The sequence below is a fragment of the Desulfovibrio ferrophilus genome, assembly GCF_003966735.1.
In the GTDB taxonomy this organism is placed as follows: domain Bacteria; phylum Desulfobacterota; class Desulfovibrionia; order Desulfovibrionales; family Desulfovibrionaceae; genus Desulfovibrio_Q; species Desulfovibrio_Q ferrophilus.
The window spans coordinates 1,126,598-1,140,071 of the sequence record NZ_AP017378.1; the positions used below are offsets into that span (position 1 = coordinate 1,126,598).

Annotated in this window: 12 protein-coding genes; 6 read left to right on the forward strand and 6 right to left on the reverse strand. The window is 55.4% G+C overall.

Annotated features, from left to right (window positions below; translation table 11 throughout):
* Positions 1-141 precede the first annotated feature (141 nt).
* On the forward strand, positions 142-702 hold the full coding sequence (locus tag EL361_RS05215) for a GAF domain-containing protein (protein ID WP_126377304.1): 561 nt from the start codon (positions 142-144) through the stop codon (positions 700-702).
* 208 nt (positions 703-910) lie between these two features.
* On the forward strand, positions 911-1,930 hold the full coding sequence (gap, locus tag EL361_RS05220; RefSeq protein WP_126377306.1) for a type I glyceraldehyde-3-phosphate dehydrogenase: 1,020 nt from the start codon (positions 911-913) through the stop codon (positions 1,928-1,930).
* A gap of 124 nt (positions 1,931-2,054) precedes the next feature.
* Here gap and EL361_RS05225 read toward each other — a convergent pair whose 3' ends face one another.
* The 3 genes from EL361_RS05225 to EL361_RS05235 form a co-directional block, all read right to left on the reverse strand.
* Positions 2,055-2,297: a hypothetical protein gene (locus tag EL361_RS05225; protein ID WP_126377308.1), complete on the reverse strand. Its 243-nt coding sequence runs from the start codon at positions 2,295-2,297 to the stop codon at positions 2,055-2,057.
* A 91-nt stretch (positions 2,298-2,388) separates the two neighbouring features.
* Positions 2,389-3,738 (reverse strand): transglutaminase-like domain-containing protein, encoded by a 1,350-nt coding sequence (locus EL361_RS05230; protein ID WP_126377309.1) that lies wholly within the window; start codon positions 3,736-3,738, stop codon positions 2,389-2,391.
* A gap of 140 nt (positions 3,739-3,878) precedes the next feature.
* Positions 3,879-8,444, reverse strand: a complete 4,566-nt coding sequence (locus tag EL361_RS05235) for a glutamate synthase-related protein (protein WP_232034879.1) — start codon at positions 8,442-8,444, stop codon at positions 3,879-3,881.
* A gap of 486 nt (positions 8,445-8,930) precedes the next feature.
* Between EL361_RS05235 and EL361_RS05240 the strand changes: the two genes are divergently transcribed.
* From EL361_RS05240 to EL361_RS05255, 4 genes are all read left to right on the forward strand, one after another.
* Positions 8,931-9,443 carry a hypothetical protein gene (locus EL361_RS05240; protein ID WP_126377313.1) on the forward strand — a complete coding sequence of 171 codons (513 nt, stop codon included), beginning with the start codon at positions 8,931-8,933 and terminating at the stop codon, positions 9,441-9,443.
* 71 nt (positions 9,444-9,514) lie between these two features.
* The gene (locus EL361_RS05245) at positions 9,515-9,871 is read left to right on the forward strand and encodes a hypothetical protein (RefSeq protein WP_126377315.1); all 357 of its coding nucleotides are present in this window, start codon (positions 9,515-9,517) and stop codon (positions 9,869-9,871) included.
* Positions 9,872-9,945: 74 nt separating this feature from the next.
* A complete protein-coding gene (locus EL361_RS05250) occupies positions 9,946-10,560 on the forward strand; it encodes a hypothetical protein (protein WP_126377317.1) in 615 nt (204 codons plus the stop codon).
* 3 nt (positions 10,561-10,563) lie between these two features.
* The gene (locus tag EL361_RS05255) at positions 10,564-10,764 is read left to right on the forward strand and encodes a hypothetical protein (RefSeq protein ID WP_126377319.1); all 201 of its coding nucleotides are present in this window, start codon (positions 10,564-10,566) and stop codon (positions 10,762-10,764) included.
* A 57-nt stretch (positions 10,765-10,821) separates the two neighbouring features.
* Here the strand turns inward: EL361_RS05255 and EL361_RS05260 are convergent, their stop codons facing one another.
* The 3 genes from EL361_RS05260 to EL361_RS05270 form a co-directional block, all read right to left on the reverse strand.
* Entirely contained in the window at positions 10,822-11,508 is a 687-nt protein-coding gene (locus tag EL361_RS05260; RefSeq protein ID WP_126377320.1) for a DUF554 domain-containing protein, read from the reverse strand.
* 87 nt (positions 11,509-11,595) lie between these two features.
* A complete protein-coding gene (locus EL361_RS05265) occupies positions 11,596-12,615 on the reverse strand; it encodes an electron transfer flavoprotein subunit alpha/FixB family protein (protein WP_126377322.1) in 1,020 nt (339 codons plus the stop codon).
* An 11-nt stretch (positions 12,616-12,626) separates the two neighbouring features.
* The gene (locus EL361_RS05270; protein ID WP_126377324.1) at positions 12,627-13,430 is read right to left on the reverse strand and encodes an electron transfer flavoprotein subunit beta; all 804 of its coding nucleotides are present in this window, start codon (positions 13,428-13,430) and stop codon (positions 12,627-12,629) included.
* Between the last annotated feature and the right edge of the window lie 44 nt (positions 13,431-13,474).

The following is a 13,474-nucleotide window of genomic DNA, read 5'->3' on the forward strand; positions in this document are numbered from 1 at the left end:
TTTAACGATCAAAAAACGATTTTGCTTTGCGATTCATACGATTTTCCTTGTCATGTTTCGTTCTTTTTGGGCATTCTATATCCTGATACGTTTGCGTCGGAGATCAACGGCGCCCACAACCCAGAACAGGCAGGACCGATCATGAGCAATCAACGGCTGTATAAATCGATCTACACGATCGCCAGTGTCATCAATTCGAGCCTGAACCCCAAGAAGGTCCTGGCCAGCATCGCCGAGCAGGTCACCCAGGCCATGGATGCCAAAGGCTGCTTCATCCGCCTGCTGGACCCCTCGGGCGAAATCCTGCTGCCTGACGCCTCCTATGGCCTGAGCGAACGATACGCCCAGAAAGGCCCGGTACAAGTTGCAAAAAGTCTGCTGGATCAGGATGTTTTACGCGGAGATGCCGTGCTCATCCCTGACGTCCGCACCGACCAGCGTTTCCAGTATGGCAATGAAGCCGCCGAGGAAGGCCTTGTGTCGCTGGTCGTCGTGCCCCTGACGGCTCGCGGAGACAAGGTCGTTGGTGTGCTCAGAGTCTATTCCGGTGAACCTCGCGAGTTCAGCGCCGAGGAACAAGAGTTCCTTGGTTGCATCGCCAATCTTTCAGGCATCGCTCTGGAGAACGCCCGAATGTTCCATGCCCTGAAGCGGGCATCCGAACTGGCAGAGGCGTATAATTACCAGACCTTTGACGACTAGCGTGGAGTGCACAGAGAACATTATCTGCGTTGTTGCTGCGGCGAATCCGAACCCTCGCGTACGTGAATCGGATTAGCCTTGCACCTCGCATCTAACGCCCTCTGCACCCTCCATCTGCCAGTAGAATTTTCAAAACGAAAAATAATTAATTAAGAACATTGAAAGAGAAAGATTCGAGCCAACAGGCGCCAGACGCCCGGAGGATAGCATGAAAAAAGCCAGAATCGGCATCAACGGTTTCGGTCGCATCGGCCGCCAAGTGGTCAAAACCATTTGGCAGCATCATCGCGATACCATGGAGGTCGTGGCCGTCAACGACCTGTTCGATGTAAAAACCAACGCCCACCTGCTGCAACGTGACACCAATTACGGGACCTTCCCGGCCGAAGTGCGCGTTGAAGGTGACACCATCCTGGTTGGCGATGATTTTTCCATCAAAAGCCTGGCCGAACGCGATCCGCGCCTGATCCCCTGGGGAAAACTGGACGTGGATGTAGTCATCGAGGCCACAGGTATTTTCCGCACCGGCCCCACCGCCTCACAGCATCTGGATGGCGGCGCCAAACGCGTGGTCATCTCCGCCCCGGCCAAGGAAGAAGACATCACTTTGGTCATGGGCGTGAACCATACGGACTACGACCCTGAAAAGCACTTCATCATCTCCAATGCCTCGTGTACCACCAACTGCCTTGCCCCTGCGGTCAAGGTCATGCATGAGGCCTTTGGGGTGAACAAGGGAGTGATGACCACCATCCACTCCTACACCAATGACCAGCGCATCCTGGACCTGCCGCACAAGGACCTGCGACGTGCCCGTGCCGCGGCCTGCAACATGATCCCCACCACCACGGGCGCGGCCAAGGCAGTTTCTCTGGTGCTGCCGGAGATGAAGGGCCGGATTGACGGCTATTCCGTGCGCGTCCCCACCCCGACGGTGTCTCTTGTGGACTTTGTGGCCGTTCTGGACAAGGAAACAACCACCGAAGAACTGAAAGCGACTCTGAAGGCTGCCACTCAGGGTGAGTTGAAGGGCATCTTGGGTTACTCTGAACTCCCACTGGTGTCTTCGGACTTCATCGCGGACCCGCATTCGGGCATCGTGGAAGCCGATTTCACCATCGTTCAGGGGGGCACCCTGGCCAAGACCTATGTCTGGTATGATAACGAATGGGGCTATTCCTGCCGCATCGCCGACCTGATTGAATACATGCGCCAACAGGGGCTGTAATTCCGGGGACAAAAGGCCTGGGGACTGAAGACCGTTACCAAATCAGTTCATCTCAATTCTACACAACAAAAGGGGAACCGCGCAGCGGTTCCCCTTTTTCAATCCATCCCCGGAGAATATTATTTTAGGCGTATTCGATCTGCAGCCCGTCTTCAAACAGGGCCGTCAACTTGACCTTCTTACCACTGGACTCAAATTCGTATTCATTGGCAGGGAACAGTTGGACCGTAGCTGTCCACTCGTCCCCGAAAAAGACATCCTTGGCCTCTCCGTTGCTTTCAAACCGTACTGTCTTGCCATCGTCGAATTTAAGAAATTCACCGTGACAAATCTTGCACGGAATGTCGGATTGCTTGTACTCGGACATGGCGACCCTCCTACTGGGTTCCGGGGTTTATATGATATCTAACACACTGTCAGAAAAAGACAACCGAGTAGGAAACTATGGATTCTGCATATTACTTATAACCCAACGCTCTAAGCGCCGCCCGTTCCGCAAGTTGCCGTTCTGTCTCGTTGCTCACGCGATTCGACTTGATAATCTGAAGCGGCGTCATCATAGGCCCGGCTGGAAAACCCTCTGTCAGTTCCAAGCTCTGCGCCCAGACCAGAACAGCTGCGCGGACTTCGGGCTCGAGCAATAGCTTATACCCCATAAACTGCTTGGTATAGGCTCCGCGCCACATGCTGGGCGGTTCGTTGAAAATACGATTGGGCAATACATTGGTTACAAACTCGTTCCAGCTTTTTTCTTTTTCCGGTTTGGCCTTCGAGGTAGCCAAAGCCATGCGCACATTGTCCAGAGCCGAAGCCGGACGCAAAGAGGCCAATTCCTTATCCGAAAGATGAGTCACATAAGCACAATAGGCCTCGGCACGATACCCGGGAATAGCCAACAGATACGCTGCGACCTCTTTCCAGTTGCCTCTTGCCTGGGTCAAAACCCTGTCAGCGTCATTACGGCTACAGGCCATCTTTCGCTGCGAGGCCATCCAGGCCAATGCCGAACCCTTGAGTGCCCTGTCCTGCTCCTCACGCCGCCTGTCTGCCGTCTCACGCGCGGCCAGGGGCAAATCGGAGGAATCCATGGCGTTTACCAATTGCCATTGCCCATCCCAGTATTCAACGAGTCCAGCTCCATGGCCCCCTAGACGTGCAGGAACACACACGGCGCGCAGAGCACAAGTCAACAGCACCGCCAGTTCCTCACCACTCCCCTTGGAACAATTGACCGTGTCCACGGCAGCGGCCACGTACTCACGCGAAGGCTCAAAATGGGCCTGTTCGTATGTCCACAGACGAACCGCACGAACAGCTTCAGAAATGGAACCAAACTGCCCCAAACGAGGGGCGAGGTCATCGTACAAAGGCTTGCGCCAGGGGCGGAACATCTCGTGCCCCACGCGGTGCGGAACCACATAATTCAGGAACAGATCTTCGGACAACAGCGATCCCCAGGGCATGGTCTCGCGCGATGCATAGGCTTGCTCCAGATTGTCGACCAGTTCATTGATGTTCAATCCCGCCGCGTCGGCCAGACACATCTGTTGAACCTGCTTGGCAGCAGCATCATATTTGGGTGTCCCTTCTTCATAATTTTCGATGAAACCGCGGATCTGCCCACCGTTATTGCCGGCAGCCTTGACCACACGGGAAAGGGGCTCGGGCAGGCCTTCCCATATCTTGGGCGGTTCGGGGGCTTTTTCATCCACCATGAGCAACGTGTTCACCGTGCGGTTATCACAGGCACATAGCAACAAAGCCAGCATCAGGACCACAAGCAGAGGAGACAATTGTTTCAGATTCATGGAGCTTTTCTATCGTCCCGAAGCCAATACGGCAAGCCTCGAAACAAAACATTACACTCCATTAAAAAAGCCCCTCCTAAGAGGGGCTTTGATATGCAATTCGATTCATCTGCAACCATCGGCTGCGATCGTGCGACGACCTATTCCGCCTTGGGCGGGCGTTTGTGTGCCGGGACGATCATCACGAAACGGTGCCGTGCCTCGGACAGGAGTCTTTCCACTTCGCTGGCTTCGGCATCCTGAAAACTGGCTCGAAGCTCCTCGACATAACCGGCGAGCAGCCCTTTGACCTCTTTAAGTCCATCATCACTGATAACCTCAATAGTGACATCTGCTCCAGTGGCCAATCGACGGGTCAAGGCAGCACGCGTGAACCCGAACTCCGGGTACAGACACTGGAACACCACGCCACCGGTCATGCCGGAGCACAGCCAGGGGCCCGGGTCACCAAGGACAACAGCACGCCCACCAGTCATGTACTCGAAGGCAAAGCCTTTCAGATGGGCACGGGCCGCAATATTGCCCAATTCATCCCGAACGGGACTCGTGATGCGCGCTCCAAAAATGGCATCAGCGCCGGACATGCGAATACAGGCCCGGGAATCAGCATAATTCTGCACCATCAGGCGCCCGCCAATAGCTCCGTAGGCAAAGCTCTTCCCTGTAGAACCATCCACGCGTCGCCCAAGCAGGTTCGCGCCCTTGAATACACCGAGCGCCCCACCGAAGCTGCCTTTGGCCGTGCCATCCTGTGTGCCTCCGTCCACAATGGCCTCGATCCCCGGGATATTGAAGGCACACAGGCCATTGCCCGGAACGGAAGCGTCAAGGCGCAAACGTGCCGTACGTCCACCCTCGGAGCCATACTCGCGGACCATGGCTCCAGCCAGATACGTCCCCACGGCTCGGTCGACACTTCGCACATACTGATCCGTATAGCGGACTTCGGTGACTCCAGGATTTGCAAATTCTCCCAAGGCAATGTCTGAAATAAGTTTAGTCAGGTTATTCAATGGTTTGCGAAGACCACGAATGGCCCCGGCAGGGCCTACCGACCCGTCGATCGCCGGAGCTTCGAGCAAGGGATGACAATCAACTCGCTGCTGGTCGGAAATCTGCTCCAGCAGATCGGTTCGTCCGACGGCTTCGCTGACACTGGCAACGCCCAGTTCAGCCAGAATGCTACGCATCTCTTCACCAATGGAACGGAGCAAACGCGACAGATTGCCGGTTTCTTCACCAATCTGCACAACGCTGAAGTTCTTGACCCCACGCGCCTCGGCCTCGGCCTTGGTTCGCAGCTGGGTGGAAATCCCCTTGGGGCAGGTATCGAGATGACAACGCTGGCAACTGATACAGCCAACTCCCATCAAGGCAACGGTACCCATGCCCACGCGATTGGCGCCGAGCATGATCATTTTCAAGGCGTCCGCGCCGCTACGCAGGCCTCCATCGCACCACAGCTCGACCTCATCGCGCAGGCCGGATTCGATCAGCGCACGATGTGCTTGTGACACACCAATTTCGGCGGGCAGTCCCACATATTTCTTGGCATGTTCCCGAGCCGCGCCCGTGCCGCCATCGAATCCAGAGACGTTAACGATATCCGCCCCGGCTTTAGCGACGCCCACGGCAATGGTTCCCACACCGGAGGTCACCGGAATCTTGACGGAAACCTTTGCCTCGGGATTGGCGGTCTTCAGCTCCGTGATGATCTGGGCCAAATCCTCAATGGAATAAATGTCATGATGGTTGGACGGTGAGATAAGCGCAATACCGGGTTTGCAATGACGAGCGGAACCCACCATCTCGGTCACCTTCTGACCGGGCAGATGCCCACCCTCACCGGGCTTGGCCCCCTGCCCTACCTTAATTTCAAGGAAGTCGGCAGAGTTCAGAAACTCCATGAAAACGCCAAAACGGCCCGAGGCGATCTGTTGTCCCCGATTATGACGATATTTGCCCATCATATCCGGGATTTCACCGCCCTCGCCGTTCATGCAAATGATGTTGCACTGCTTGGCGGCCTCGGCATAGGTCCTGAACGAATTCTCGCCCTGAGAGCCAAAACTCATGGCCGGGATAAGCAGGGGCATATCGTGACGGCCAATGGACAGATCCACATCGCTCATGGCCAGCGGCTTGGCCTCTTCAGCTTTCTTAAAGCCCAACAAATGCCTGAGGGAAACTGGATTTTCCTGTTCTAATTCGCGCAGGCCATCGGCCATTTCGCGGAAACCGGCCTCGCCCACGGCAGCACGACGCAAGATTCGCCCAACCTTGGTGTTACGAGCGGGGTCACGCCAGAGTTTGGCGTCCTTGCCACTTGCCGCCAGTTCCACACGTTTTGCCGCCCGCTCTTCCAAAGAGGCAAAGGACAAACCGATCTTCTCCGCCTGGCAGAAGTTGGCACAGGCAAAGACCTTGGTCAGATCATCAGCCAGACCAATGGAAGCGAAAATGCGCCCATATCCACATAATTCGTGGATGCCCATGGTGGACATGACCTTTTCGATACCCTTTTGCAGCACGTCCATGGTGGTTCGTATCACCTGCTCGGCAGGGCGGGATTCCGTGGCGTGTTCGCGGGCCATGCGCCAGATCATATACGGGTTCAGGGCATCGGCTCCAAGCCCAAGCAGGAACATCACGTCATGCAGATTACGAATCACCGCGGAGCGGACCACAAGCGAACACTTGCGACGGATACGACGCTGAGCAAAAGATTGCTCCACCCAGGCCACGGCCAAACCGGGATCGACATAGCAGCGTCCGTCCGAAAAACTGCGGGAGTCGTCCAGCACCACGACCACGGCCCCATCAGCAACAGCCTGCGCGCCTTCATCGGCCAGAGCGGCCAAACGCTTCTTGAGCTGGCCTTTGCCCGGCTTGAAGGTGGCGTCCAGAATGGCCACCCGCGAGGCGTCGCGCCCCTGTGCCGTGAAGAAATTGAGTACATCGTCGATGGTCTGGGTCCCAAAGGCCCGAGCCAGCTTGGACAAGGCACTGCCACAGACCTCGGCATCCAGACAGCCGCCGAGCAACAACGGAGTCTTGAGTTCCAGGCCAACGGCAGCAGGTTTACCCTCTCCGTCCGCGGACGGGCGATCGCCCAGAATAGCGCGAGTGGTAAAGTGGTCGGCCTCGCGTTCCCTATCAATGGCCGGATTGGTGACAACAGCCACGTTTTCCTTAAAATATTCGGAAATATTGGGCATTCCCTTATTCAGACAAGCCAGAGGCCCCTGATATCCCATGGAACCGATCACTGCCCGCCCGATGGTTGCCGTCTTCTTGCGAATGTCGACATCGTATTTCTGCCAGCCAAAAGCCGCCAAATAGCCGGGTTCGGTCAACTGTGCCGTCGGCACCCGCTTGCCTTGGGGCAAAAAGGATTCCAACCGGCGCTTGTCACCCTTCTGGTCCGGGATCGATTGATACAGTGCGTCCACGCAATCCAGAGCCTTACCCCGCTCGGCCATAAGCCCGGCAACACGCTTCTGGAACGAAGTGTAGTCAAAAACCACGGCGCGGCGGTCAGGCACTGACAGGATGGCGATCTTTTCGCCGGGAGCCAAAGGTTTGGGATCGGAGACGGTGTCTTCGATATCCACCACTCCTTTTTCAGAAGAAAGATAATAATCATAGTCGCTTTCACCAAACCACAAAGGACGCAGCCCCAAAGCGTCCACACTGCCCATGCAAACCTGGCCCTGACGGGCAATGACGGCCGCAGGCCCCTGAGCAGAAGGCGGGAAAAACCAGCGGAAGAAGCCGTACGCCTTTTGCAGGGCCTCGGGATACTGCTCCACTTCGGTATGTACAGCCGGAAAGACCATGGCAAAGGCCTCCAGCGGGTCAAACCCATAGAGATTGATCAGCCCTTCCAGAATACGGTTCAGGTCTTGGGAATCCGAGCCGCCTGGCACGGGCTCGATATCCAGCACGCGGCCTGAACTGCGCAGGCGCTCGATGGTATTGATTTCGCCGTTGTGAGCCAGAATGGAAAAAGGCTGAGAGCGCTCCACGGTGGGCAACGTATTAGTAGAATATCGACTGTGTCCCACGGTCATGCGCGAGCGGGCTTCCTCCAATTGCAATTCAGGATACACCCGAGGCAACAGGTCCGCGAGACCGCGAACCTTGTACACAACGCTATCGCGCGAGAGCGAAGCGATATGCAGGTCCTTCTCCGCACGCTCCAGCTGCATCTGAACATGGAACAAGCGCTTTTCGACGGTTTTCTTGCTGCCTTCCACCGGTGCAAGTCCAGCGACCTGCCAAAATAAGGGAGCCTCAGAACGGGCCATGGGCCCCAGTTCATCATCACGAGTCTGTCCCGTGAGTTCGGCCAGAAGTTCCACACCGTTCTTGGTGAAGGTGTCCCGAATCATGGCCAGAATATCGTCAGTTCGGTCACGAATGCTATGGGGCAACAGGAAATGCCCAACGAAGAATCCTGCTGACTCGGCCAGGTGCCTCGACAGCCCAGCCTCTTCAAGACGATGCCCCCACACCTCGCGCGGGATATCCGTCAAGATGCCGCAACCGTCACCCTCGTCATTGATGTCACCGGAACGGTGGGCCATCTTTTTCAAGGCTTCGATGGTCTTGACGATATTGGCGTGGGTCGCGTGTCCGCGCTTGTCCACGTAGGCGATAATGGCGCAGGCATCCTTTTCCTGGGCAATAAGCTGGCGAGTCATAAGCAGTCACTATCCTTCGACGATCGCAGTTTGTTCAAGAAATCCCAAGCCCCTTAAGACGGGAAAATCCACCGCAGCGGTCCTCGCCTGGTGGATAAGCCTGGGGGCGGGCACCAGCCGACACCAAGTCGGCCAGTCCACACTAGCATTTCAAAGCGGCAACGACGAACAGAGAATGTCATCGCCTGTGAGTAATTAATTACTCATTCCGTATCGCCTCGTCAAACAGAACCTACATTTTTTGCAATTTTGGCATCCAGCACAGCACAAAAATGTATATCAATAGTTATTTCAGATTATTAGAGCACCTATCAGGCGATATGAAATACCCCACAAAAACACTCAAATGCTATAGGCACAAGCTAGATATCAAAGACGAATACTCTTCTCTCCCAACGCTTTCCTTTTATAACTCATTGTGAGATATAGAATAGCAAAGTCATATCTTGAAGTCATGAATCATCACGTTCCAGGGGGGGAGAGATCATGGGGATCTATGAAAAGCTACTTGAATTGTCGGATGCGCAGGGTGAGCCCGCGGCGCGTACAATTTCACAGGAAAAAATAATCAAATACGCCTGCATGGTCACACAGCTCTCCCAAGATCTGCCTGATCAAATCATCCAAAAGCTTCAAGCAGACAGCGAAATCCGCACCGATTTCTTTACGCTGGTGAATGGCTGCACTCCAGACGATGACACTCAAAATGCCAGATCCCTGATGAAAACGTTGCAGAACACATCCCTGGGCAAGGCTCCTGTCATACTATCGATTATCATCACTTCAGGTTTCTTTCTCGTCCTCATTCTGGTCATCCTCTCAGCGACCCTGAACTTGAACCTCGGGGGCAACAAGGAGCTCGTATACCTGCTTGTGGGCACCATGACCGCCGGCTTCACTCAGGTCCTCAATTTCTGGCTGGGCTCCTCGAAAGGCAGCTCGGACAAAATGAGTCTGCTCTTTCACCAGTTTTCGAAAAAGCCCAAGACGGATCAATAATGCAACCTCGTTGACGCAGAGAAATATCCCCTGCGACAACTACTTTCACTAAAATAAGGGAGGAGTGATCTATGAGGAAAAAAGCCGTCATTGTGCTGATCCTTTTCATAATGGCAATCCTGTCTGGGTGCGCCATCGGCACCACCAAGCGTGATGATGGCAGTATCGTCCAGCATTATTTCGGATATGTCAGAGTCGTCACCCCTCCTACTGCTCCTGAGTCTGCAGATATCGTCGTAAACGATATCGAATGCTTCGGTCTTCACGCCTACAAAGGGTTCGGCTTGGGATACGTGCATCGTAGAAATGAAAGCATACCGGTCGATTGTAGACTTGTGATCAAAGTCAGCAATGAGGAACAAATAAACCATGTCATGTCTGTATGGGGACCTATCCTCAAGGAGGGACTATGTGCCGTAGTCGAATAACTACCTTTGTTTTACTCGTTCTGGCCTGTGCCCTGTTTTCAGGATGCAGCACTCCGAAACACACCAATACCCTGATGTTCGGCACAAACACCAAGGTCGGTTTCGATATTGGTTACGATGCGGCAACGACCTCAGGAAACATCCTATTGGGATACGATAGGCAGGAGGCTGTGTGGCTGCCCCTGCTTGCCAATAGAGACAAGGATGGCAACAGCTCGGCAAACACACAAATGCTCTTCAAAGGTGAAGAAGGTGCAAATAATAGAGATACCTATTCGGTTCTTGCTTCATTTGGTGCTGACTTCAATGGCAAGGGCGCTGCCACAGGCGTAGAATCGGGATCAGGCCTAGCCCAGTACTTTGCCACAGGCCTCGCTGCACGCACCTTGGCAGACAAAGGCGGTGCTGATCTGGTCAAGGTTTCTGCAAATGGGGTTACCCAAGAAATCAAGGACGCCGCGACGGCCCAAATTGCTACTTGGAACAAAAGCGTCAGCCGTATTATTGCCTTTGTACAGAAGGGAGGAAACGTCGATGGTGAACGCCTCGCCTTGTTGCTCCCAAACACAGGTCTTGGAGATAACTTCAAGGACAAGTACGCAGGAAACCCCATCGACAAATTCAAGAAGGACTTGAACGGCAGATATCAATCCAATATCGAGGCTCTTGCAAAAAACATTCAGGAGTAAGTTATGAGCTATATCGTCGTAGATGTCTTCGAAGATCAGCAACAAGCCTCAGTACGCGCCGAAGCGTATCGTCAATCGGGCAAAAACGTGGTTCTCGAGACCTCAACTGAGGGCATCACAGCTAACGACTGCCGGACAGATCCATGCACAGCCAAACTCGATGCAGATGGAGCCCCACTCTACATCATCATTGCAAGTGACTAACCTCAAAGTCCCTGAGCGGCAAACTCAGGGACTTTTTTACATTAATTGCCGACTTCTCTACCCCACAAGCCACGCCAAAAGCGGCGCAAAGGCCAGGGCAGGCAGTAAATTCGTCAGGGGAATGCGACGGACCTCCAGCAGGCTCAGACCGATGCCAAGAATCAGCACCCCACCCGTTGCCGTCAGTTCCGTCATCATGGATTCTGTCAGCCACGGCTGAAGCACGGTGGCCAGTTCAGTCAATCCGGCCTGATACAAAAAGACGGGGATACAGGAAAAGATCACCCCCACCCCCAGCGCAGCAGCAAAAGCCACGGAGGCGAATCCGTCCAGAATGGACTTGGTGAAGAGAATTGTATGGTCACCGCGCAACCCCTCGTCAAAAGAGCCGAGGATAGCCATGGAGCCAATGCAGAACAGAACCGAGGCCGTGACAAATCCATCGGTAAAACGTGCATCTGAAGATCCCGAACGGGCCTTCAACCAGTCGCCCACGCTCGTCAGTCGGTCCTCCAGACGAAGCAACTCGCCCGTGATGCAGCCCAGCACCACACTGAAGACCATAATCAGTGGATTTTTCGTAATTAAAGCCATCTGCATACCGATGACCAACACACACAGCCCGAGTCCAGTGAACACGATGGAGCGCACCCGCTCGGGCAGGCGACCACCCGCCACGAGCCCAATAAGTCCGCCAACCACAATGGCAGCCACGTTGACCACTGAGCCCAAAGGAAAGACCATGATAAACACTCCTTCTCGATAACTGCACGGACAAGGCCCCGGCAGCATATACCGCCGGGGCCTCGGAAATCCAACTATTCGTTCGAGCTATTTGCCAAGCATCTCATTGACCTTGGTCATGACCTCAAAGGCATCGGCCACGTACAGCACGTCTGCCTTCCCCTGAGCCCAACCGCAGTTGGGGTCCAGGTTCACAGCGCGACGCTCGGTAATGAAACGCCAGCCAACGACATGAGGCTCTTCGCCGTGGCAACAGGTTGCCAGCCCCTTCTTGTGCCGCGGGGTGGCTCCGGTTTGCCCCACCTGATGCAGGTGAGTCATGAAGGACAAGACTTCCTCGCCTTCACCGGACAGGTCCACCAGCGACTTGGACGATCCCAATGAGGCCTTGGAACCTTCCAGGAAGCCCAAAATGTGCTGTTCGGCCTGCTTCATGTGTGCAGCACCATCGGCCTGCTTCTTGGTCCAACCAGCACCAGCCACAAACAAGATCTCGGCCTCGGGGCGGATCGTCTGTTCGTCCGCGGAAGGAGCTTCCACGCCCACCACTTCAGTTCTGGTCGTAACATTCACGGCGACCTCGGTCAGGCTGGCGCTTCCGGCACAGCCTTCCTCAGGCATGAAACAGCAAGGAGCCACGGTAATCACCCAGGGGCGCTGGGCGCGGGTCTGGGCACTCTCCATGCGCTGACGATAATACCAGCGATTGACGACAACTTCGCCGCCGTCCACGGCAAGGCCGGTGCACTGTGTATCCGTGCGGCCACCCAAACGAGCGGCAACACCAGGCAGACAACGAGAGAAGCGCGCCGTGGCCGGACCAACCACAAGGTTGGCTCCAGCCTGCTTGCAGATAGCCTCGCAAGCGGCAGTATCAGTTGCGTAGCGGGAGACGGCATAGTCCGCACCCTGTACGGCATAAAAATCAGTGGCACCGCATCCGGCGACGGAATCGGCAGCAGCCTGTACGGCTTCGCCCACCAAACCCACGGCAAATCCACCGCCCAGGCCCTTGGCCAGTGACTTCACGGCAGACAATGCTTCCAGAGCGGTCTTGGAAAGGGAGCCATCAGCCTCGGTATGCGCAAGATAGAGAATCGTATCCATGTCGGCCTCCCTTAACTCTTGATCCAATCGACGATCTCACGGGCGATATCCTCGACCGGAGTATCCTTGACGATACGTGTGTCACGACGCACCTTGGGCAACTCAACACTCTTGTAGGTCACGCCTTCGGCACCCACGGCAGCGGGTTTGGCCTGCTGCAGGGCGGGCATTACGAAACGCATGTTCTGCATGCCCACCTGAGGGTTATTGGGGGGCTCGGGCAGGTTACCCGTGGCCCAGCCCAGAGCAGCGGGAGCGCCAGCACACTTGCTGCGCAGGTAGCTACCACCTTCGATGCGCTCGATGACCTCAAAGGAACTGTCAGCGGCGGGAGTAAACTCGTCCACGCCCTGGAACTGCTCGGTCACACCAAGCAACTCTCCAAGAATCTGCATCACGGCACCGGTGCCGCGAGAGGCGGACTGCCAGCCACCGAATAACAGCATCTTGTCCTTGTCCAAGGTGGCGATACCGTCGATGGCTTCCTTCAAGGCGGCAGCGGTGTCGGCGGCTTCAATGAAACCGCTGGCAGGACCATCCATGACCACCAACTCAAAGGGGACCTTCTGGGCAATATTCATCATCACCTGCTGCAGCTTGGCCTTGGGGCCGATGCTCACGAGCCAGACTTTGGAATCCGGCACGTTGGCGGCAAGGTTGGCAGCTTCAAACAGCGCATGCCCGGCCCAGGGATCGAGCACTGCAGGCAGCATCATTTCATTTTTCAGCGTCGGTCCCTGCGGACCATCCATGGGCTCCAGGGTCTGGAGCGGGTCCGGGACAATGCTCCCGCAGACCACGATATGATAGCTCATATAATCTCCTCAATCTTCGGAGTGATACAGTCGGCGAAAAGAAC